Origin of the sequence: Paenarthrobacter sp. A20 (assembly GCF_024168825.1) — a bacterium.
GTDB lineage: Bacteria > Actinomycetota > Actinomycetes > Actinomycetales > Micrococcaceae > Arthrobacter.
Window position 1 is genome coordinate 3,617,544 of record NZ_JALJWH010000001.1, and the last position, 21,226, is coordinate 3,638,769.

Here is a 21,226-nt window from a genome sequence, read left to right on the forward strand (position 1 = left end):
GCTATCTAATCATGATCAGGGCGGCGCCCAAGCCCAGCGATGCGATGAGCAGCCACGAGCCCAGGGCCACCAGGACGGCACGCCCTCCGGTGTGGATCAGGGTCCGTACGCGCACGGCTGATCCCAGTCCAAACAGCGCCGTCGCCAGGAGGATGTCCTGGCCGGCCGCCGCGATTTCCAGTGCTGAAGGGGACGCCCAACCCATCGAGCGGACCGCCACCAGGGCGAGGAAACCCACCACGAAAAGCGGAATGATCGGCGGGAACCTTCCGTCGGTTGGGGCGCTTCCGTCAGCGTCACCGTTGGCCCGTTCCCTGACGTCGAGGAATCGCTGGTGCAACCCTGCCGTGGCGGCAACCGGCGCCAGCAGGACAACCCGCGTCAGTTTCACGACGACGGCGATGGCCAGCGCCGATGTCCCGGCAGTTTGCGCTGTGGCCACCACTTGGCCAACATCATGAACTGATGCTCCCGTCCATGCACCGAACTGCTCTGGACTCAGGTTCAGAGGATGCATGAGCAGGGGCAGGACGCCAATGGCCAGAGTGCCGCACAGGGTCACCAGCGCGACCGGCAACACGGTGTCCTGGTGCTTGATGCGCCGCACGGCAGCCATGGCTCCAATCGCCGATGCACCGCAAATGGAGAAGCCCGTGGCAATCAGCAATGCTGCTTCTCCCGGAAGGCGCAGCAGGCGGGCCAGGCCGTAGGTCCCAGCGAAGCTGAGCAGCACAACGGCGGTGATCAACAGCAGCGCCAGCCAGCCAAGGGCGAGCACGTCGCCGATGCTGACCTTCAGTCCCAGCAGGACGATGCCTGCACGCATGAGGTGTTTCCCGGCGAAGTCCAGGCCCGGGCGGGCGCGCCCCGCCGTCAACACCGCGGTGCCCGGTATATTTGCTGAAAGCAAGCCCAAAGCAACAGCGAGCGTCATGGCCGGTACCGCCGGAAACACGGCGTGGATGGCGAAAGCAACACCGGTCGCGGTGATGCCGAGAACCAACCCAGGCCCCAGCCGGGAGAGTTGGGGCGCAAGACTGTTGAAGGGCATGCCTCAACCCTGCCGGATGGGGGCACGGAAAGGCGAACCGGGAGTCTCCGGAAACCGCGACACAATCAGCGCGAAATGCGCTCGACTCAAAAAGGTGATTGTCTAATTCCCATGTCTGACCTATTCCAGGATTACTCCGAGGCTGCTGCACGCAGCGGCGCCTACGACGAGATGTTTGCCCCCGGCCACGTGGCCAGAAAATCCTACGGTCAGGTTTCCGGTGCCCTGCGCGAGCTTTCCCTTGCCGATGTCACCGCGCGTGCGGACTCGATGGCACGAACGTTCCTGGACCGCGGTGTGACCTTCGACTACGCGGGGGAGGAGCGGCCGTTTCCACTGGACATTGTTCCCCGAGTCATTCCGGCCGATGAGTGGGATGTTCTGGAACGGGGCGTCGCCCAACGGGTCAAGGCCCTTGAGGCTTTCCTGAACGACGTCTATGGCCGTATGGCCGTGGTGACTGACGGCGTGATTCCCCGGCAACTCGTGACGACCAGCGCGCACTTCCACCGGGCAGTCCACGGTTTTGAACCGTCAGGCGGCGTCCGCGTTCATGTCTCGGGCATTGACGTCGTCCGGGATGCGGCCGGGACGTTCCGGGTACTCGAGGACAACGTCCGCGTTCCATCCGGCGTCAGCTACGTCCTTGAGAACCGCCGGGCCATGGCCAAGGGCTTGCCTGAGGCCTTCGGTCAGCAGCACATCCGGCCCGTAGAGGAATACCCGCGCCGGCTCCTCTCCGCACTCCGTAAGACAGCTCCGGCGGGTGTGGACGATCCGACAGTGGTTGTCCTGACGCCGGGCGTGTTCAACAGCGCCTACTTTGAGCACACGCTGCTCGCAGGGCTCATGGGCGTGGAGCTGGTGGAAGGCCGCGACCTTATTTGCCGCGGCAACCGTGTCTATATGCGTACCACGGCAGGTGAACAGCGCGTGGATGTCATCTACAAGCGCATCGATGACGACTTCCTGGATCCCCTCCAATTCCGTTCCGATTCCATGCTCGGCTGCCCGGGCCTGGTCAATGCCGCGCGCGCCGGGGGAGTGACCATCGCCAACGCTGTGGGCAACGGCGTAGCCGACGACAAGCTCGTGTACAGTTACGTGCCTGACCTGATCCGGTACTACCTTCACGAAGAGCCGATCATCGCCAACGTCGACACTTTCCGGCTCGAGGAAAAGGAAGCCAGGGAGCATGTGCTGGACCGCCTCGATGAACTCGTGGTCAAGCCGGTGGATGGCTCAGGCGGCAAGGGATTGGTCATTGGACCCGACGCCACGAAGGAAGAACTCGACGCCTTGCGTAAGCGGGTCATTGCCGATCCGCGAGGATGGATCGCCCAGCCCGTACTCCAGCTCTCCACGGTGCCGACGCTTTCCGGGGACAAGTTCGGCCCCCGCCACGTCGACCTCCGCCCCTTCGCGGTTAACGACGGCGATGACGTCTGGGTCCTGCCCGGCGGCCTCACCCGTGTGGCACTCAAGGAAGGCTCCTTGATTGTGAACTCCAGCCAAGGCGGCGGTTCCAAGGACACGTGGGTGTTGGCTGATTCACCGCAGATGCCCGCTGAGATCGTCCCCCGGCAGTCCGTGACCGTCCGTGAACAGGTATCTGTGTGGCCCGTGGAAACCAACTGGCGTGACCGCCAAACGGAGCAGCAGCAGTGAACCCGATCCACCACCACTTGAACTTCGACATGCACCACGCGAAGGAGGCTGTTCCATGCTGAGCCGTATTGCTGAATCACTCTTTTGGATCGGACGCTACGTAGAACGCGCCGACGGTACTTCCAGGATCCTGGATGTGCACCTCGAGCGCCTCAACCACCTGCCTCTCGAAGAGCAGCGCAGCGTCGCCCGCGAACTCCTTGCCGTCATGGGCGCCAAACCCCAGAGCGAGGATTTCGGCCTGCCCGAACTACTCCACGCCCTGGCGTATGACAAGCAGAGCGCGTCCTCCATTGCCGGATCCTTGGGCGCCGCACGCGAGAATGCGCGGCGTGCGCGGGAAACCGTCTCCCAGTCACTGTGGGAAAGCCTCAACACCACGTATTACGGCCTCAACCAGCACCGCAAGGATGTTGTGGGAACGTACCGTTTTTGCAATTGGGTTTTGGAGCGGACCGCCATGGTTCGCGGCCTCGCAGACACCACCGTCAGCCACGATGAAAGCTGGTTGTTCATGGTGCTTGGCCGTTCCCTTGAACGGGCAGACATGACTGCGCGCATGCTCTCAACACGGGATGTGCAGTCCGCAGGAATGTCATGGGTCAACATGCTTCGATGTGCAGGTGCCTACGAGTCCTTCATCCGTACCCGCAGGGCAGCGTTCGGAGACCAGCACGCCGCGGAATTCCTGCTCCTGGATCGTCTGTTTCCGCGTTCGATTGTCTACGCCCTGCGCGATGCCGACGAATGCCTGGCGAAGTTGGACCCGTCGGCGCAGCGCGTTGGCTTCATCAACGATGCCCGGCGCATTGTTGGCCAGGCCCGCACATTCCTTGAGTTCCACCGCACAGATGACCTCATGTCCGAGCTGCCCGAGCACATGGAACGTGTGCAGAAGGCTGTGACGCAGGCGTCGGACGCGATTTCCCGTAAGTACTTCAATCAGGCTGATGAGCACGCCTGGGTGGGAGAAGTTTCATGACCCGGCTGAGCATCGTCCACAAGACGGCCTACAAATACAATCGCCGCGTGACGTTGTCCTACAACGAAGCCCGGATGACTCCGCTGACCGACGGCCAACAGGTGGTCCTGGAGTCCTCCTTGAAGGTCTCGCCCCACCAGGCATCCGTCAGTACCTACCGTGACTACTGGGGAACACGGGTCACCGCATTCGATATGCAGATGCCCCATGAGAGCCTTGAGGTCCTTGCGACGGCCACTGTGGAAGTGCATCGCACCGAGCGGGTGGCAGTTGAGGATGACATTGTGGGATGGGACGTCATCGCGTCGGACAAGGTTCAGGACGAGTTCAGCGACTGGTTGCCCCAGTCCAGGCTCAGCGGACCCGGCGAGGAAGTCCTGGGTATTGTTCCCGGTGTTGTCGAAGGCAAAAATCCCCATGAGGCAGCCTTGGCCGTCTTTTCGTGGATGGCCGGTGAAATGACCTACATGAAGGGCACTACCGGCGTCACCACCAACGCAGAGCAGGCCTGGTCCCAGCGCCAGGGCGTTTGCCAGGACCTGGCCCACTTGGCCATCGGCGCTTTGCGCTGCAGCGGCATCCCTGCCCGCTACGTTTCGGGATACATCCACCCCAGGTCCACTGCGGACATCGGCGAGACCGTTGCCGGCCAGTCTCACGCCTGGCTGGAATGGTGGGATGGGGAATGGCGCAGCTGGGACCCCACCAACCACAAACCGGCGGGTGACTACCACGTGACAGTGGCGAGGGGCCGGGACTACCGCGACGTTCCGCCGCTGAAGGGCATCCTGTCCGGTGGCGGCGGCTCCGGACTCTCCGTGTCGGTTGAAATCACCCGGCTCGCGTAGGAGTCGACTCGCGCAGGAATGTGAGTACGGATAAGGCCCTTAAGAGCTGCTCTCAAGGGCCTTATCCGTACAAAAACTCCAGGTTTTTTACCAGGGCGAAGGCTTGTAGTCCTTCAGGAAGACACCGTACTGGTCCTCGCCCTTTTCACCCATCACGATGGGGTCGTACACGCGGGCAGCGCCGTCCACCAAGTCCAAGGGGGCGTGGAATCCTTCTTCCATGAGCCTGACCTTGGTGTAGTGGGGACGCTCGTCGGTAATCCAACCGGTGTCCACCGCTGTCATGAGGATCCCGTCGGAATCCAACATTTCCTGGGCGCTGGTCCGGGTCATCATGTTCAGGGCGGCCTTGGCCATGTTGGTGTGGGGGTGTCCGGGGCCTTTGTAAGCCCGGGAGAATTGTCCCTCCATGGCTGAGACGTTCACGATGTACTTCCGGTGCGCGGTGGACCGCTTCATGGCATCACGGAGCCGGCTCACCAGCAGGAAGGGTGCCGTGACATTGCACAACTGGACTTCAAGCATTTCAAGAGGATCCACCTCGTCCACAACTTGGGTCCAACTGTTGATGGACGCAAGGTCCGGAACCAGCCCACCGGCATCGATGGCCGTCCCTGACTCAATCCGTTCCAGTGACGCCGATCCGGTGGACAGCGCCAGCGAGGTAATCGCGTCGCCGGCCAACACAGGGTGTTCAGTGACGCTGCTCGCGAGTGCCAGCGGGTGTTTGTCGTGCGCGTGGCCGAACGTCACCAGCTCAGGTCCACCGTTGGCGGCTTCCAGCGCGGCCGGCAGGGGCTCGTCTTCTGCGTCGACCAACGGCTTGTAAGCGTTCCCCGAGCGCCGCACGGTCTGCGCTGCATTGTTGATGATGATGTCCAGCGGGCCCGCCTCGTTGAGCGAGTCCGTCAAGGCCATCACCTGGGCCGGATCACGGAGGTCGATGCCAACGATTCGCAGCCGGTGCAGCCAGTCTGCGCTGTCTTCCATGGCAGCGAAGCGCCGGGCCGCATCCTTGGGAAAGCGCGTGGTGATGGTGGTGTGGGCGCCATCGCGAAGGAGGCGCAATGCAATGTACATGCCGATCTTGGCACGTCCACCGGTCAACAACGCCCGGCGGCCCGTGAGGTTGGTGCGGGCATCCCGCTTGCCATGGCTGAAGGCCGCGCATTCAGGGCAAAGCTGGTGGTAGAAAGCGTCCACCTGCGTGTAGTGCTTCTTGCAGATGTAGCAGGGACGCGAGCGGATGAGGTGGCCTGCAATCTCTCCGGTAGCGGAGGGGGCCAGCTTGTTGCCGCGGGTTTCATCGTCTATCCGGTCCGGTGCTGCCGTGGCGGTCAGGGCAATCACGGCGCGGTCAGCTTCGGCAATGGAGTCGCGCTTGGTGACACGGCGGTGGCGTTTGACGGCTTTGAACATCTTGCCGGTGGCACGCCGGACGGCAACATAGTCCGGGTGCTCTTCGTCATAGACGTGGATCGTGGTCAGAACCTTGAGGCAGGCCTGGATCTCTTCAGGCGTCAGATCGGTGGAGCTCATTGACCTGATTTTACAGCCTTGGGACCCTATGGCCTGCCTCGGGTGCCCGCCATGTCAGCGGGGGTGCCGGCCGGTTAGTTGGCGGCGCCCTGTGTTGCAGCATCTGCCACGCGTGACTGGATCCCGGCAGCTACCTTTTCAGCGGAGTCACGGATGTCGGGGTCGTCGTGCGTTGCAGCTTTGACGGCTTCCGGGAGGCCCCGGCGGTGCTGGGCGGACAACGCCAACTCTGCCTCGCCGGGCTCAGGAACCACTTGCCCCTTTGCCAGGACAGTGATGCCGGACTCGGTGACCTTGTACCCGCGGGCCTTGTCCAATGCTGGGTCCAAGCCGATGGCGGCACCGGCTGGAACCTTGACGTTCTTGTCGAGGATGGCCCGCTTGATGACGGCGCCTTCGCCGACGCGGACTTTGTCCATCAGGACGGAGTCCTGTACACGGCTTCCAGCCGCAACGTAGGCGTCGTTGGAGAGGACGGAGCCCTCAACGATGCCTCCGGAAATGACAACACCGCTGGCAACAATCGAATCGAGGGCGGTACCCACCGTGTTGTTCTCGCCCCGGACGAACTTTGCCGGCGGCGAAATACTCTGGCGGGTGTAGATGGGCCACTCGGAGTTGTACAGGTTGAAAACCGGTACAGGCGAGATGAGGTCCATGTGGGCGTCGTAGAACGAGTCGATGGTACCGACGTCGCGCCAGTAGGTCCGGTCCCGATCTGTGGCGCCGGGGATGTCGTTGAGTGTGAAGTCGTACACGCCCGCTTCGCCCTGGTCGACGAAGTACGGAATGATGTCGCCACCCATGTCGTGTTTGGTGTCCAGTCGTTCCGCATCCACATGCAAGGCCTCAACCAAGGCGTCCGCATTGAAGACATAGTTACCCATCGAGGCCAGGAACTGCGTGGGATCCGCTGCCAGCCCGGGGGTGCTGGCAGGTTTCTCCACGAAGGCTGCAATCTTCTGAGGATCGTTCTGGTCGACCTCGATCACGCCGAACTGGTTGGCCATGCTCAGCGGCTGGCGCACTGCGGCGACAGTAGCCTTGGCACCACTGGCAATGTGTTGCTCCACCATCTGGGAGAAGTCCATGCGGTATACGTGGTCAGCGCCGACCACTACCACGATGTCCGGGGCGTCGTCATGGATGAGGTTCAGCGATTGGTAAATGGCATTTGCACTGCCAAGGAACCAGCTTTTGCCCACGCGCTGTTGCGCCGGTACAGAAGCCACGTAGCGGCCCAGCTGCGTTGACATGCGCCAGGTTTCCGAGATGTGCCGGTCAAGGCTGTGCGATTTGTACTGCGTCAGAACGACGATTTTCAAATATCCCGAATTAACGAGATTGGATAGTGCAAAGTCAATTAACCTGTAGCCGCCTGCGAACGGAACCGCGGGCTTGGCCCGGTCCGCCGTCAGCGGCATGAGTCGGTTGCCTTCTCCGCCTGCCAATACGATTGCCAGAACTTTCTTCAACGCCATGGTCACAGCTCCCCGTACGTCTTCGTATCCCCCAAAAGTCCGATTTTCCGGACTCTTTCACACTAGAACACATACGCCGGAACGACTACGTTGGTTAGCGTGCGAATAGACATTGTGACTAAAGAATTCCCTCCGGAAATTTATGGCGGTGCCGGTGTCCACGTTGCCGAGCTCAGCCGGGTGCTGGCAAAGCACGTCGACCTTCATGTGCGGGCGTTCGGCGCGCCGCGTGATGCCGACTATCACGGGGCCACCGTGGCGTCCTACGCCACGCCCGAAGACCTCGGTGAAGCCAACCCTGCCCTCCAAACCTTGGGCGTGGACTTGAGGATCGTTCCGGACATTGCGGGAGCGGACCTGGTCCACTCGCACACCTGGTACGCGAACATGGCCGGCCACCTCGCCTCGCTTCTGCACGGCATTCCCCATGTGCTCAGCGCCCACAGCCTGGAGCCCCTCCGCCCGTGGAAGGCAGAGCAGCTCGGAGGCGGCTATGCGCTGTCCTCCTGGGTGGAGAAAACGGCATACGAGGCGGCCGCGGCGATCATTGCCGTGTCCGAGGGCATGCGCCAGGACATCCTCCGCAGCTACCCGGATGTGGACCCGGCAAAGGTTCGCGTAGTCCACAACGGCATCGATGTTTCCCTGTGGGAACGTGATGAAGAGGACGACGCGATCCGGGCCCTTGGCATCGACCCTGCCAAGCCCAGCGTTGTCTTCGTGGGCCGCAACACCCGCCAGAAGGGTGTCCCGTACCTGCTCCGCGCCGCTTCGAGCCTGCCCGACGACGTACAGCTCGTCCTGTGCCTTGGTGCCGCCGACACTCCGGAACTCGCCGCCGAGACTGCACGCCTCATTGAGGAGCTGCAGTCCAAGCGCCAAGGCGTCATTCTCATAGAGAGGATGCTGCCCCGGAAGGAACTCATCCAGGTGCTCAGCCATGCCACAGCCTTTGCCTGCCCGTCCATTTACGAGCCCCTCGGCATCGTAAACCTCGAAGCGATGGCATGCGGTGCCGCGGTGGTGGCCAGCGCCACCGGCGGCATTCCGGAAGTGGTCCAACATGGCGAAACCGGGCTGCTCGTCCCGTTGGAACAGGTCACCGATGGGACCGGGACGCCATTGGACCCGGAGAAGTTCGTCAGCGATTTCGCTGCTGCGCTGAACGAAGTGGTGGCCGACCCAGCCCGCGCCCGCGACATGGGCAAGGCAGGCCGGCGCCGGGCAGAAGAGCATTTCTCCTGGGAGTCCATCACGGAAACAACGCTTGAGGTCTACAGGTCAGTCCTGCGCTGATTGGGCCGGGACCAGGGCCCACCCTTGAGTCCGGACAGTAGGCCAAACCACGACGGCGCCGCCCCCTTTGGTGGGGACGGCGCCGTCGTGCTTTGCAAAAGTTCCGCAACTGTTCACCGCTCGGTAGGGGAGAGCTGCTAGCGGGCTTTTGCCGCCTTCAGGGCTAGAAGCGTTTTCTCGTCGGCGGGAGCGCTGCCGCTGGCGCGCTGTTCGCGGAAGTGCTTCCGGGCCTCGTCCTGGCGGCTGGCTTCTGCGCCTGTGGCGATCGAGGCCCGCAGGTGCTCGGGCCCGTAGCCGAAAGCGTCGACAAGGTCCACGGCGTGCGGACGGATCTTGACGAGCAAACGATTAATGTAGGTACCCACTGTCCGCCCGCGCTGCATCGAGAGGCGACCGTTCATGAGGTACCACGAGAGGTGCTTCTCAATCAGGGACAGGCCGAAGAGGTCGCGCAGCCACGTAAGGACACGCTTGGTTCCCTCATCCGGTGCGTGCGTCAGGGCTTCGGTGAAGGCTTCCCACTGCAGAAGTTCCGCGTGCGCCTGCGCTGCTTCGATGAGTTCGTGCTGGTGCTGGTTGAACAGGGCCGCCGCCTGGTGCTGGGGAAGCTTGTTCGCCCCCTTCAGTGCCGCGCCGACTTCGGCGACCATGGACTGCACGCGGTCGGCAAGCAGGGTCCGCTGGCCTTCCTCGTCCCGCAAAGCCAAAGCCGCTTTCTGGACCGACCCCGTGTCGGCGACGAATTGGGCCACCTGGCGAAGACCTGTCCGGTGCAGGGCCACGCCGGCGGCCTGATCCACTACATAACGCGCAAGCACACCGAAGTCTGCGCTGCGGAATTCCTTGGCGTAGTCGGCGAGGAGGCGTTTGGCGACCAGTTGCAGCAGGACGGTGTTGTCGCCTTCGAAGGTGACGTAGACATCGAGGTCGGCCCGCAACGAAGCAAAGCGGTTTTCGATCAGGAAACCGGCGCCGCCGCAAGCTTCACGGCATTCCTGAAGCGTATCCAGGGCGTGCCAGGTGCTCAGTGGCTTCAGCGCGGCTGCCAAGGTCTCCAGGTCCTGCCGGTCAGCGTCGGTGTCATGGGCGCCGGAGAAAACGTCGTCGAACTTCTGCAGGAGCTGTTCATGGGCGAAGCTGGCCGCGTAGGTGGTGGCCAGCCTGGTGAACAGGCGGCGCTGGTGCCGCTGGTAGTCCAGCAGGACTTCCTCGTCCGTCGCTGAGGAAGCGTTGAACTGACGGCGCTCGGTGGCGTACTGGATGGCAGTCTTGAGCGCCACTTTGCTGGCGGCGACCGCGGCTCCGTCCAAGGAAACGCGGCCCTGGACCAGGGTGCCCAGCATGGTGAAGAAGCGGCGTCCCGGGCTCTCGATGGTGGAGGAGTAGGTACCGTCCACGGCGACGTCGCCATACCGGTTCAACAAGTTGGTGCGGGGGATCCGTACGCCAGTGAAATGCAGCCGGCCATTGTCGATGCCGTTGAGGCCGCCCTTGATGCCGTCATCTTCGCCTCCGATGCCGGGGAGGAATTCCTTGGTTGCTGGATCGCGGAGCTCCACGTAGAAGGCATGGACGCCGTGGTTGACGTTTTGGGTAATCAACTGTGCGAACACCACTGCGGCGAGGCCATCATTGGCCGCGTTGCCGATGTAGTCCTTCCACGCCGCCCGGAAGGGGGTGTTGATCACGAATTCCTGGCTGGCTTCGTCATATGTTGCCGTGGTTGCAATGCTGGCAACGTCGGAGCCGTGTCCGGTTTCTGTCATTGCGAAGCAGCCGGGGATCTCCAGGCTCATGATCCCGGGAAGCCACTTGTCGTGGTGCTCAACAGTTCCAAGATGCATCACCGCGGAGCCGAACAGTCCCCACTGAACTCCGGCCTTGATTTGAAGTGAGGGGTCAGCCGTGACCAGTTCCTCGAAGCCGGCAATGTTTCCGCCGTGATCGTCGGAGCCTCCCAGCCGGGTAGGGAACGCCCGATGGACTGCATTGTTGTCCACCAGGAATTTGAGCTGCTCGAACACGCGGGCGCGGTGCTCGGTGTGATGCATTCCTTCAATCTTCTGCACTGCCGGATTACCGGCCACTTCACGTGCCTGGTGGCGGATGTGGGCCCACTTGCCGAGGAGTTGCTCTCCGAGCGCGGCGACATCAACCGCAGGCTCGACGCCGGTGGCGGCGGCGTCGCTGCCTGAGGGCTGATGGGCTGATGGGGTCCGGTCCACTACTTCAGTCATGTTGCTTCCTTCTTTGGTTCCGACAACTGATGAGTCATTGCTGGTGTCAGGTGGTGGTTTTGAGTGCCGGGGCAATACCGAGGCACAGCCAATCGGTGATCTGTCCGGCCATTGTTGCCTGGTCAGGTTTACCGGCTCCGGCGGGACTTCCCAGCCACATTTCGCCTGCGTTCCTGACAAGTCCTATGGCCGCGGTGGGCCAGTAGACAATGACGGCTTCCTTCTCTGCACCCAGGTACTCCCGCATGGGTTTGGCGATCATGTCCGTGATCTGCTCGAAGAAGTTGCCCAGTGCGCCGGACGCGGCGATCGCGTCCTGCGCAGATGCCTCTCCGGGGCTGAGCCGGGTGATGAACGCATACACGTTGGGGCTGGATTCAGCCATTTGAAGGTAGGCGGAGACCATGGCGAACAAGCCCTCGCGGGGCGTCTGCGCACGTTGGGTCGCTTCCTGCATGCGGCGCTGCATCTGGCCAAGCACTACCTCGCCCATGGCTTGCTGAAGTCCGGCTTTATCGCCGAAGTAACGGTAGTAGACGGATTTCGATGTTCCGGCAGCTCCCGCGATGTCCTCCATGGAAGCGTCACTGCCCAGCTTGTGAACAGCCTTCCGCGCTGCCCTGATGAGCTCCCGGCGACGTTCTTCGCGGTGTGACTGCCAGCGTGCTGCCCGCCCGTCAACTAAGGGACCCGTGTCGGCGGAGGCATCCACCGGCGGAACGGGGGACCCGCCCGTCCGGGTACCGGCGGCGGTGATGGTTTCTTCGTGCTCGCTGTTCACGATACCCAGCGTATCAGGTACGCTGGGTATCAGTAACTGGCTTTGATCAAAGGAGACAACATGGCTGTAGCAGACGAGACCTCAGGCGGAACCCGGAACCAGGGTTCCGCGCCCCAGGCACCACGCGCCGCTGTGATCGTCGGTGGCAACCGCATCCCGTTCGCGCGGACAGGTGGCGCCTACGTCAAGTCGTCCAACCAGGACATGCTGACCGCAGCCCTGGAGGGGTTGATCGCCAGGTTCGGGCTGCAGGACGAACGCATCGGTGAAGTGGCAGCGGGAGCCGTCCTCAAACACTCGAGGGACTTCAACCTCACCAGGGAGGCCGTCCTCGGATCCGCTTTGTCCCCTGAGACCCCGGCATATGACCTCCAACAGGCCTGTGCCACGGGGCTTGAGACTGTGATCGGATTGTCCAACAAGATCAAGTTGGGGCAGATCGATTCAGCCATTGCCGGCGGAGTGGACTCGGCATCCGATGCCCCGATCGCGGTCAGCGAAGGACTGCGCGAGATCCTGCTGGACCTGAACCGCGCGAAAACAGCCGTGCAGAAGTTAAAGATCATCGGCCGGATCCGCCCCAAGGACCTGGCGCCCGACGCACCGAACACGGGCGAGCCACGCACCGGCCTGTCCATGGGCGAACACCAGGCACTCACCACAGCACAGTGGAAGATCACCCGTGAGGCCCAGGACGAGCTCTCTTTCAACAGCCACAGCAACCTCGCCGCCGCATACGAACGTGGGTTCTTTGATGACCTCATCACCCCGTACCGGGGGCTCAACCGCGACTCCAACATGCGGGCCGACACCACGCTGGAGAAGCTGTCCTCGCTCAAGCCCGTCTTCGGTAAGAATCTTGGCTCCGAGGCCACCATGACCGCCGGCAACTCAACGCCGCTCACCGATGGTGCGTCCACAGTCCTTCTGGCGACGGAGGAGTGGGCCGACGCCCATGGCCTGCCCAAGCTTGCAACAGTCCTTGATGGCGAAGCCGCGGCAGTGGACTTTGTCCACGGCAAGGACGGCCTGCTCATGGCGCCGGTCTTCGCTGTTCCCCGATTGCTGGCCCGTCATGGATTGACGCTTGAAGACATCGATTTCTTCGAAATCCATGAGGCCTTCGCTGGAACTGTCCTGAGCACGCTGGCTGCGTGGGAGGACGAGGAGTTCGGCCGGACACGCCTCGGCTTGGACGGAGCCCTCGGCAAAGTGGACCGGGCCAAGTTGAACGTCAATGGATCATCGCTTGCCGCCGGGCATCCGTTCGCTGCAACGGGTGGCAGGATCGTGGCCTCCCTTGCGAAAATGCTGCACGAGAAGGGCTCTGTCGACGGACGCCCGGCACGGGGCCTGATCTCTGTTTGCGCCGCTGGCGGCCAAGGCGTCGTCGCTCTTCTGGAAGCAGCATAGGGGAACTCCATGACAGACAAATACACGCAGCTCGTGAGTCAGGGACTGGGCAAGGACGTTGCCAAAAGGCTCGGTCTGCCGCAACCCGTGGTGCTTCGTCGATACCAGCCCGGCGCCCCGCTGGTGACCGGTCCCGTCCTGGTTGTCGGCGACAGCGCAGGAGCAGATGATCTTGCCACGACCCTCCTCGGTTGGGGCTTGGACGTGCGGCGAAACGCCTTGCCCAAGGAGAAACTGGGCGCTATTGTCGTGGTGCTCGACGCCGTCCAGCATCCCCGCGATTTGAGCAAATCCGTACTGACTGCGGGCACCTCCCTCCGGGACCTGGCCGCCAATGCCAGAGTGGTCACGATCTCCAGGACGTCACAGTCGGCCCTAAGCCCTGCGTCAGCTGCTGCGCGGCAGGGCATCGACGGCTTGCTGCGGTCGCTGGCCAAGGAACTGCGGGCCGGCGCGACAGCCAACGGCATACTCCTCGACGACGACCTCGCGACCACCAGCCCCTCGGCACTGGGCGCACTCAGGTTCTTCCTTTCCGGGCGCTCCGCGTACGTGGACGGACAATTCCTGACGGTCCGATCCACCTCAGGCAGTCTGCCAAACAATTCAGACAAACCGTTGGCCGGGAAGGTCGCAGTGGTCACCGGAGCCGCCCGGGGCATTGGTGCGGCCATCGCCCGGACGCTCCACCGTGATGGTGCCAAGGTCATCGCAGTGGACATCCCGGCAGCCGGGGACCATTTGGCCGCAGTGGCCAACGATGTTCGAGGCACGGCACTTCAACTCGATATCAGTCGCGAGGACGCTGGGCATAGAATCATCGAGCACGCCGTGGAACGTTATGGCCGGCTCGACGTCGTGGTCCACAACGCTGGAATCACGCGCGACAGGCTCCTTGTCAACATGGACGAAGCCCGCTGGCAATCTGTCATCGCGGTCAACATCGCAGCGCAGCTGAATATCAACGAGGCCCTCCTGGCGTCGGCGCATTTCAAGGACGCGCCCCGCATCGTCTCGGTGGCCTCCACCAGTGGCATCGCAGGTAACAGGGGCCAGACGAATTATGGAGCCTCCAAAGGCGGCGTGATCGGCATGGTCAGGTCAACAGCGGCGTTGATGGAGCCGTTCGGCGGCACTATCAACGCCGTTGCCCCGGGATTCATTGAAACCGACATGACCGCCAGGATGCCCTTTGCCATCCGCGAAGCCGCCCGTAGGCTGAACTCGCTCAAGCAAGGCGGCCAGCCCCAGGACGTAGCCGAGGCAATCTCCTTCCTGGCCAGCGATGCCGCCGGAGGTATCTCGGGCGAAGTACTGCGCGTCTGCGGACAACAATTGGTGGGAGCATGATAGACCCACAGCCGGTGGTGCTGGGCGAGCTGCCGTCGCTGTCCAAGCTCTATGTCAATGCGGCAACAACTGCCGCGCGTCGGCGGGTACTCGGGGCATCTACGGGAGAGAATCGGTTGCCGGCCGTCAGCCACGAAGTCAGGAACGTCCTGGCCGACGTTGGAAACCTGACCGCCTACCAACACCTGGTGGGGGAGTCAGCCAGTGACATCCTGCCGGCGGGCTACGTCCATGCGCTGGCCTTCCCGGTATCCATGAGCGTGATGAACCGTGATGACTTTCCGTTGCCGCTTCTGGGAATGATCCACCTGAGGAACCACGTGGAGCAGCGGGCACCCATCGTTTTTTCGGAGGCCCTGGACATCCGGTCGTGGGCAGAAAACCTGGCCGGCCACAAGTCCGGAACCCAAGTGGACGTGGTGGCGGAAGTCCGTTCATCTTCGGCCGGGGAACTGTTGTGGCGCGGCGTCTCCACGTATCTGGCCAAGGGCGTCTTCATTCCGGGCATCGACAAACCGGGCAGTCCAAACGGTGCGACGGGACCCGCCGACTTTTCACCCCCGGATCCCACCGCGCTGTGGCAACTCGGTTTGGACATCGGTCGCAGCTACGCCACAGTCTCAGGCGACTTCAATCCGATCCACCTCAGTATTCTCTCCGCGAAGGCACTGGGATTGCGCGGGTCCATAGCCCACGGTATGTACCTGGCCTCCCGCGCACTTGCCGATGTTGGGGCTGTCAAGGCTGATTCCTTTTCGTGGGATGTAGCTTTTGAGGCCCCAGTGTTCCTCCCAGCGCGCGTTGCCTTGGACATCGCGACAGTCCATTCAGGGTCCGGAGGTTGGGAGCGCTCGGACTATGTGGCGTGGAATCCGCGCAGCGGCCGGCGTCACTTCACAGGCACAGTTTCAGCCATGTCCTAAAGCAAGCACGGACGACGGCGGCAGCTACCGTGAAGTGACTGCCGCCGTCGTCGCTATTCCTTGAGACCGCGAGGTGGTGGATTCCGCCGTTTGCTCCGGTCCGCAAGGTGGCCGTCACGTCACCCGCGGCGTCCGGCTGGAGAGTCAGTGTTCTTGCCACCTGGCCGGGACCGAGAAAGTCTTCGCGCCTGGCCATCTTTGCCTTTTGTGAGCAGGGAAGAAACAATTGTGATCAACCTCGCATTGAAGGTTGAGCAGCGACTTGGCGGCAAAATAAACAAGGCCCGGAATCCGTGGATTCCAGGCCTTGCGATTGTGCGCGGAGGGGGACTTGAACCCCCACCCCCTTTCGAGGACTAGCACCTCAAGCTAGCGCGTCTGCCATTCCGCCACCCGCGCAGGTGGTATTCAGATGGTCCGTTTCGCACCTTCCGGTGCTTCACTTTCCTCCGAAGCAGCGAGAAAAACTCTAACACGGTTTCGGGTAGCTGAAAAATCGGCGCTGGTCAGGGCGCCTTCCATGGACGCCCGGCGACCCGTGGCGCAACCAATGCCTGACTCAGGTCGCTGCTGGTGAGTAGGCTGATGGGACACGGGACGGGCTGCGGAATCCGCAAGGCGCGTCGCCGGAACCTGCAGCCCAGCCACGCAAGGAGAGTTTCCATGTCTGTCATCCGCCCAGAAGACGAAGTCGTCCGGATCTGCCAGGAGCTCATCCGCATTGACTCCTCCAACTTCGGCGACGACTCAGGACCAGGAGAGCGTGCCGCAGCGGAATACACCGCCGGGCTCATCACCGAAGTAGGTCTCGACGCCGAGATCTTCGAGTCCGCCCCGGGGCGGGCAAACGTTGTAACCCGCCTGGCGGGGGAGGACCCCTCAGCCGACGCCCTGGTGGTGCACGGTCACTTGGACGTTGTTCCTGCCCTTAAGGACCAGTGGAGCGTTGATCCTTTCAGCGGTGAACTGAAGGATGGGCTGGTATGGGGCCGCGGCGCCGTGGACATGAAGGACATGGACGCCATGATCCTGTCGGTCATGCGCGACTTTGCCCGGACGGGCCGCAAGCCCAAGCGCGACATCATCTTTGCCTTCTTTGCCGACGAAGAGGCCGGCGGTACGTATGGTGCGCGGTACGCCATCGAACATCGGCGCGAGCTCTTCGACGGCGCCACCGAGGCAATCTCCGAGGTTGGCGGATTCTCAGCCACCATCGGTGGCCAGCGGACCTACCTGCTCCAAACTGCCGAAAAAGGGCTGTCCTGGCTGCGACTCGTGGCGCACGGGCGGGCAGGCCACGGTTCCCAGATCAACACCGACAATGCCGTCACCAGGCTTGCAGCTGCAGTAACCAGGATCGGCGAGTACAAGTGGCCGGTGGAACTGACGCCTACCACGCGGCAGTTCCTTGACGGCGTGACTGAACTGACCGGCGTCGAATTCGATGCCGAGAACCCGGACATCCTCCTGAAGGAGCTGGGCACGGTGGCCCGGTTCGTGGGCGCCACGCTGCAGAATACGTCCAACCCCACGCTGCTGCGCTCCGGCTACAAGCACAATGTCATCCCCGAGTCTGCCGAGGCCTTCGTGGACTGCCGCACCTTGCCCGGCCAGCAGGAACTGGTGTTCGAGACCATCAAGGAGCTTGCCGGCGACGGTATCGACATCAGCTATGTCAACAAGGATGTGTCCCTTGAGGTCCCGTTCGCAGGCAACCTGGTTGATTCCATGATCGATGCCCTGCACTCCGAGGATCCCGGCGCCAAGGTGCTTCCGTACACTCTCTCCGGCGGCACGGACAACAAGTCGCTGAGCAAGATCGGTATCACCGGCTACGGCTTCGCTCCGCTGATGCTGCCCGACGAGCTCGACTTCACGGGCATGTTCCACGGTGTCGATGAGCGTGTTCCGGCCGAGTCACTGCAATTCGGCGCCCGCGTCCTGAACAGGCTGCTCAGCAACTACTAACCGCAATCACCAGAAGGAGGCCTGGCCATGGCTCCCGAAGAAATCCTTCCCGACGCCCTGCTTGAGCGCCTGCGCGGTCGCGCGGCCGGCTACGACCAGAACAACGGGTTCTTCCACGAGGATCTGGAGGAGCTGGCGGCGGCCGGTTACCTTAAGCTCTTCGTGCCTGAGGTCGACGGCGGATTCGGGCTCGGTCTCGAAGCGGTAGCTGCCTTGCAGCAGCGGCTCGCCACAGCCGCCCCGGCCACAGCACTGGCTGTGAATATGCACCTGGTGTGGACCGGCGTCGCGCATGCCATGACGGCGAGGGGCGATGACTCATTGGACTTCGTCCTTAAGGAAGCCGGCCGAGGAGAAGTGTTTGCCTTCGGTATTTCCGAAGCGGGCAACGACTCCATGTTGTTCGATTCCGGCACTGTGGCGGAGCCACTGCCCGATGGAAGCTACCGCTTCACCGGCAGGAAGATCTTTACAAGCCTTTCACGTGGCTGGACCCGGCTGGGTACGTTCGGCAAAGACGCGGATGCACGGGAGGGAGAGGGTGAGCTCGTCTTCGGCTTCCTCCGACGGGATGAGCCTGGACACGAAACCCTCAGCGACTGGGACACTTTGGGGATGCGGGCAAGTGCTTCGAACACTACGCTTTTGCACGGCGCCGTCATTCCAGCGGATCGGATCTTCCGGAAGTTGCCGGTGGGGCCCAATAAGGACCTGCTGATCTTTGCCATCTTCGCTTGCTTCGAAACGCTTCTGGCCGCGGTATATACGGGTGTCGCCGAGCGGGCTTTCACCCTTGGGGTGCAGAACGTCAAGCAACGCGTGTCGGCGAAGCATGGCGGACGCAGCTTCGCCCAGGATCCTGACATCCGCTGGAAGGTTGCCGACGCCGCTTTGGCCATGGACGGCATCTCCCCGCAGATATCCACGATTGCCCGCGACGTGGACAATCTGGTGGACCACGGAGCCCAGTGGTTCCCCAAACTGGTGGGACTCAAATCCCGGGCTACGGAAAACGCACGCCACGTGGTGGACCTGGCGATCCGGGTCACGGGCGGATCCAGTTACTTCAGGGGTTCCGAGATGGAGCGCCTCTACCGGGATGTCCTGGCGGGTATCTTCCATCCATCCAATGACGAATCCGCGCACAACACGGTGGCCAACGCATGGTTGGGGCCGTTGGAGGACCAGGGGGCCTGACCGCGCCTAGACGGTTCGCTGCACGGAATAGACCTTGCGGCGGAGCCAGAAGCGCCTGCCACCGCCAACGTAGAGCACGCTGCGTTCGAGCTCCCACTTGCCATACTCGGAATGTTCGGCGAGCCGGCGGCGGGCATCGGGCAGCGAATCGTCAGGTCCTACCGTCAGGACGAGGTACTCGTACTGACGTGCATAATCTCGTTGGCGCTCCACGGAGCTACCCGGAAATTGTTCTCTCATCCCTCTCCATTTTCGTCCTTTTCCGGCTAACGTGAAGTCATGAGCATCGATCCGCGTGTCGCGCTTCAATCATTGACCGCCGCCCTTGAAGAGCACCTGGCCGCCGCATCCGCCCGGCGCGGTGAGGGCGACCCCAACGTCGAGGCCGCATTTTTCGGCGTGGCCGATGCCTTCGAAGTTTATGAGGACGCACTCTATGAGGCGTATTCCGAAGTTACTCCGCTGCAGGTCTTCGACGACGAGGAGGAAGACGACGAGGAGATCTCCGACGAAGACCTCGAGATCGTCGAGGACTGAATATCCGACGAACCGGCCGCCCTCGGGTGGCCGGTTTTTTTGTGCCGCTGTGGTCATTTCAGTGGTGGTTCCGGCCCGTGTTTCCGCGGTTTATCGTCCTCCAGGCACGTAGTCCCGTCAACGCCAGCTAGGTACTTGCACGTAGGGGCCATAGGTAATCCTGCGCAAAGTTGAGTATCGACTACTGGTGCGCCTCCGGTCGGCCGCAGCTTCACTGATAGGTAGGCAACGGCAGGTCTCCAAAGAAGGCTGACATGGTAAAAGTTCCAGTCTTGCGTTTAGGCAAGGTAGCGGCACCCAAAGGTGCGGCCCATGCCCCCGCGGGGTCGGCCTTCCCGGTTCAACCCGTCGTCGCCGACGTCAATCCGCCTGTGTCTCCCTGGATTGGCAAGTCCGCTGCTGCACAGCGGACTGAAAAGGCGGGACTGGCGGCGCTGAGGCCGGATGTCACCCTGGACCTCGTGCTGCCGCCAGTCACCCACCGCCGCCCGCGGGCAAAGGCTCCCCACAAGGACCGCTTGACGTGGACACGCCTCCTGACCAACAGCCTCCGCCTGGCTGACACGGCCTTGGTTGCCGGCGCCGTCATTGCCGGACTCGTCGTGAATACAAACGGAATGGCCCTGGTGGCCGGCAGTCCTGCCCAGCCAAGACACCTGGTGCTCGGATTGATTCTTGGGGTCGTATGGCTGGCGGCCCTGGAGGTATACAGGACCCGCGATCCCAAAGTTCTGGGCGTCGGTCCCGAAGAGTACAAGCGCGTACTCTCGGCAAGTTTCCGGGTCTTCGGATTCCTCGGCATCGTAGCGGTGGTTTTCCGTTTGGAGGCCGTCAGCTCCTTTGTCCTCATTTCCTTGCCCCTGGGCCTGGTAGCCCTGACGGGCAGCAGGTGGGGTTTCCGCCGGTGGCTAAGCCACGAGAAGTCACGCGGACGTTGCCTCTCACGCGCGATCGTGGTGGGTGAGCCCCAGGACGTCAGGTACGTCATCAAGCAGATCAATCGGAAGTCCGGTGCTGCCTACGACATCCTTGGCGCCTGCCTCCCCGGGGCGCGCCGCGGCACTGTCCTTGCGGTGGACCACCTGCGCGTCCCTGTCTTGTCTTCGATCTACGGTGTTGCCAACACTGTCCGGCAGACCGGCGCCAATGCGGTGATCGTGGCCGGGCCAGTGCCTGGTGGAAACCAATTCATCCAGGAGCTCGGTTGGCGGCTGGAGGAGAACGCCGCCGAATTGGTCCTGGCCGCGACCCTGACCAACGTCGCCGGGCCGCGCATCCACTGGCGGCCCGTGGAAGGGCTGCCACTGATGCATGTGGATATTCCGCACTACTCCGGAGGCAAGCACACGTTGAAGCGGCTCATGGACATCACGGTATCGGCAACCGCCTTGCTGGTCCTGGCGCCGGTCCTTCTCGTCCTTGCCGTGATCGTCCGCGCAGACAGTCCCGGGCCTTTCCTGTTCAGGCAGGAACGGATCGGAAAGCAAGGTACCACTTTCCAGATGCTGAAGTTCCGTTCCATGGTGGTCGACGCCGAAGCCCATCTGGATGCACTCAGCAACCAGGACGAGGGCGCGGGCGTGCTTTTCAAGATCCGCGGCGACCCACGCGTCACCCGCTGCGGCCGGTGGATGCGGAAGTACTCCCTGGATGAACTGCCGCAGTTCTGGAACGTCCTGGTAGGAAACATGAGCCTGGTGGGGCCCAGGCCGCCGCTGTCCCGGGAGGTCAGCGGCTACGAGCGCCACACACACCGCCGGCTGCTGATCAAGCCGGGGATCACTGGGTTGTGGCAAATCAACGGACGCTCCGACCTTCCGTGGGATGAGGCAGTCCGGCTGGATCTCTACTACGTGGAGAACTGGTCAATAGCGGGGGACTTAATGATCATGTGGCGGACCTTCCGGGCCATGACCCGGCCGTCCGGCGCCTACTAGTGAAAGTCACGCATTACC

Annotated in this window: 17 protein-coding genes and 1 tRNA gene; 11 read left to right on the plus strand and 7 right to left on the minus strand. The window is 62.7% G+C overall.

The features are described 5' to 3' along the window. Window position 1: 1 nt before the first annotated feature. Window positions 2-1,051 (minus strand): YeiH family protein, encoded by a 1,050-nt coding sequence (locus tag J3D46_RS16660; protein WP_231342127.1) that lies wholly within the window; start codon window positions 1,049-1,051, stop codon window positions 2-4. A gap of 111 nt (window positions 1,052-1,162) precedes the next feature. Here J3D46_RS16660 and J3D46_RS16665 point away from each other — a divergent pair, with 111 nt between their 5' ends. The 3 genes from J3D46_RS16665 to J3D46_RS16675 are packed head-to-tail and all read left to right on the plus strand — an operon-like array spanning window position 1,163 to window position 4,549. Further along, window positions 1,163-2,719 (plus strand): circularly permuted type 2 ATP-grasp protein, encoded by a 1,557-nt coding sequence (locus J3D46_RS16665; protein ID WP_231342126.1) that lies wholly within the window; start codon window positions 1,163-1,165, stop codon window positions 2,717-2,719. A gap of 55 nt (window positions 2,720-2,774) precedes the next feature. Continuing rightward, on the plus strand, window positions 2,775-3,701 hold the full coding sequence (locus tag J3D46_RS16670; protein WP_026540668.1) for an alpha-E domain-containing protein: 927 nt from the start codon (window positions 2,775-2,777) through the stop codon (window positions 3,699-3,701). Beyond that, a complete protein-coding gene (locus J3D46_RS16675) occupies window positions 3,698-4,549 on the plus strand; it encodes a transglutaminase family protein (RefSeq protein WP_231342125.1) in 852 nt (283 codons plus the stop codon). The genes J3D46_RS16670 and J3D46_RS16675 overlap by 4 nt, the downstream gene beginning before the upstream one ends. An 87-nt stretch (window positions 4,550-4,636) precedes the next feature. Here J3D46_RS16675 and J3D46_RS16680 read toward each other — a convergent pair whose 3' ends face one another. Beyond that, window positions 4,637-6,088 (minus strand): SDR family NAD(P)-dependent oxidoreductase, encoded by a 1,452-nt coding sequence (locus J3D46_RS16680; RefSeq protein ID WP_253468248.1) that lies wholly within the window; start codon window positions 6,086-6,088, stop codon window positions 4,637-4,639. 74 nt (window positions 6,089-6,162) lie between these two features. Further along, window positions 6,163-7,575, minus strand: coding sequence for a glucose-1-phosphate adenylyltransferase (gene glgC, locus J3D46_RS16685; RefSeq protein ID WP_231342114.1), 1,413 nt, complete (start codon window positions 7,573-7,575; stop codon window positions 6,163-6,165). Window positions 7,576-7,668: 93 nt separating this feature from the next. On the opposite strand from glgC, the gene glgA reads away from it, so the two are divergent. Then, window positions 7,669-8,865 (plus strand): glycogen synthase, encoded by a 1,197-nt coding sequence (gene glgA, locus J3D46_RS16690; protein ID WP_231342113.1) that lies wholly within the window; start codon window positions 7,669-7,671, stop codon window positions 8,863-8,865. A gap of 137 nt (window positions 8,866-9,002) precedes the next feature. Here the strand turns inward: glgA and J3D46_RS16695 are convergent, their stop codons facing one another. Together J3D46_RS16695 and J3D46_RS16700 are read right to left on the minus strand one after the other, a co-directional pair. Then, window positions 9,003-11,102 (minus strand): acyl-CoA dehydrogenase, encoded by a 2,100-nt coding sequence (locus J3D46_RS16695; protein WP_253468249.1) that lies wholly within the window; start codon window positions 11,100-11,102, stop codon window positions 9,003-9,005. Window positions 11,103-11,148: 46 nt separating this feature from the next. Beyond that, window positions 11,149-11,883 carry a TetR/AcrR family transcriptional regulator gene (locus J3D46_RS16700; RefSeq protein WP_231342109.1) on the minus strand — a complete coding sequence of 245 codons (735 nt, stop codon included), beginning with the start codon at window positions 11,881-11,883 and terminating at the stop codon, window positions 11,149-11,151. 60 nt (window positions 11,884-11,943) lie between these two features. Between J3D46_RS16700 and J3D46_RS16705 the strand changes: the two genes are divergently transcribed. The 3 genes from J3D46_RS16705 to J3D46_RS16715 are packed head-to-tail and all read left to right on the plus strand — an operon-like array spanning window position 11,944 to window position 15,569. After that, complete coding sequence (locus J3D46_RS16705; RefSeq protein WP_253468250.1) at window positions 11,944-13,296, plus strand: acetyl-CoA C-acetyltransferase; 1,353 nt, start codon at window positions 11,944-11,946, stop codon at window positions 13,294-13,296. A gap of 9 nt (window positions 13,297-13,305) precedes the next feature. Further along, window positions 13,306-14,646, plus strand: coding sequence for a 3-oxoacyl-ACP reductase (locus J3D46_RS16710; RefSeq protein ID WP_253468251.1), 1,341 nt, complete (start codon window positions 13,306-13,308; stop codon window positions 14,644-14,646). Next, entirely contained in the window at window positions 14,643-15,569 is a 927-nt protein-coding gene (locus J3D46_RS16715) for a MaoC/PaaZ C-terminal domain-containing protein (RefSeq protein ID WP_231342105.1), read from the plus strand. Before J3D46_RS16710 ends, J3D46_RS16715 begins: the two co-directional genes overlap by 4 nt. Before the next feature lie 316 nt (window positions 15,570-15,885). Here the strand turns inward: J3D46_RS16715 and J3D46_RS16720 are convergent. Then, window positions 15,886-15,968: transfer RNA gene (locus J3D46_RS16720), tRNA-Leu, on the minus strand. A gap of 264 nt (window positions 15,969-16,232) precedes the next feature. On the opposite strand from J3D46_RS16720, the gene J3D46_RS16725 reads away from it, so the two are divergent. Beyond that, window positions 16,233-17,537 (plus strand): M20/M25/M40 family metallo-hydrolase, encoded by a 1,305-nt coding sequence (locus tag J3D46_RS16725; RefSeq protein ID WP_231340168.1) that lies wholly within the window; start codon window positions 16,233-16,235, stop codon window positions 17,535-17,537. 27 nt (window positions 17,538-17,564) lie between these two features. Next, window positions 17,565-18,734, plus strand: a complete 1,170-nt coding sequence (locus tag J3D46_RS16730; RefSeq protein WP_231340167.1) for an acyl-CoA dehydrogenase family protein — start codon at window positions 17,565-17,567, stop codon at window positions 18,732-18,734. 6 nt (window positions 18,735-18,740) lie between these two features. Here J3D46_RS16730 and J3D46_RS16735 read toward each other — a convergent pair whose 3' ends face one another. After that, complete coding sequence (locus J3D46_RS16735; RefSeq protein ID WP_159699602.1) at window positions 18,741-18,974, minus strand: DUF5703 family protein; 234 nt, start codon at window positions 18,972-18,974, stop codon at window positions 18,741-18,743. Window positions 18,975-19,013: 39 nt separating this feature from the next. Here J3D46_RS16735 and J3D46_RS16740 point away from each other — a divergent pair, with 39 nt between their 5' ends. Together J3D46_RS16740 and J3D46_RS16745 are read left to right on the plus strand one after the other, a co-directional pair. Further along, window positions 19,014-19,271: a hypothetical protein gene (locus J3D46_RS16740; protein ID WP_231340166.1), complete on the plus strand. Its 258-nt coding sequence runs from the start codon at window positions 19,014-19,016 to the stop codon at window positions 19,269-19,271. Between the two features lie 254 nt (window positions 19,272-19,525). Continuing rightward, window positions 19,526-21,208, plus strand: coding sequence for a sugar transferase (locus tag J3D46_RS16745; RefSeq protein ID WP_231340165.1), 1,683 nt, complete (start codon window positions 19,526-19,528; stop codon window positions 21,206-21,208). Window positions 21,209-21,226: the final 18 nt, after the last annotated feature.

Bases quoted from the DNA above. Each gene is read 5' to 3' on its own strand.
- J3D46_RS16660 (WP_231342127.1), bottom strand. From the start codon at position 1,051: ATGCCCTTCAACAGTCTTGCGCCCCAACTCTCCCGGCTGGGGCCTGGG.
- J3D46_RS16665 (WP_231342126.1), top strand. From the start codon at position 1,163: ATGTCTGACCTATTCCAGGATTACTCCGAGGCTGCTGCACGCAGCGGC.
- J3D46_RS16670 (WP_026540668.1), top strand. From the start codon at position 2,775: ATGCTGAGCCGTATTGCTGAATCACTCTTTTGGATCGGACGCTACGTA.
- J3D46_RS16675 (WP_231342125.1), top strand. From the start codon at position 3,698: ATGACCCGGCTGAGCATCGTCCACAAGACGGCCTACAAATACAATCGC.
- J3D46_RS16680 (WP_253468248.1), bottom strand. From the start codon at position 6,088: ATGAGCTCCACCGATCTGACGCCTGAAGAGATCCAGGCCTGCCTCAAG.
- J3D46_RS16695 (WP_253468249.1), bottom strand. From the start codon at position 11,102: ATGACTGAAGTAGTGGACCGGACCCCATCAGCCCATCAGCCCTCAGGC.
- J3D46_RS16705 (WP_253468250.1), top strand. From the start codon at position 11,944: ATGGCTGTAGCAGACGAGACCTCAGGCGGAACCCGGAACCAGGGTTCC.
- J3D46_RS16710 (WP_253468251.1), top strand. From the start codon at position 13,306: ATGACAGACAAATACACGCAGCTCGTGAGTCAGGGACTGGGCAAGGAC.
- J3D46_RS16715 (WP_231342105.1), top strand. From the start codon at position 14,643: ATGATAGACCCACAGCCGGTGGTGCTGGGCGAGCTGCCGTCGCTGTCC.
- J3D46_RS16725 (WP_231340168.1), top strand. From the start codon at position 16,233: ATGTCTGTCATCCGCCCAGAAGACGAAGTCGTCCGGATCTGCCAGGAG.
- J3D46_RS16730 (WP_231340167.1), top strand. From the start codon at position 17,565: ATGGCTCCCGAAGAAATCCTTCCCGACGCCCTGCTTGAGCGCCTGCGC.
- J3D46_RS16735 (WP_159699602.1), bottom strand. From the start codon at position 18,974: ATGAGAGAACAATTTCCGGGTAGCTCCGTGGAGCGCCAACGAGATTAT.
- J3D46_RS16740 (WP_231340166.1), top strand. From the start codon at position 19,014: ATGAGCATCGATCCGCGTGTCGCGCTTCAATCATTGACCGCCGCCCTT.
- J3D46_RS16745 (WP_231340165.1), top strand. From the start codon at position 19,526: ATGGTAAAAGTTCCAGTCTTGCGTTTAGGCAAGGTAGCGGCACCCAAA.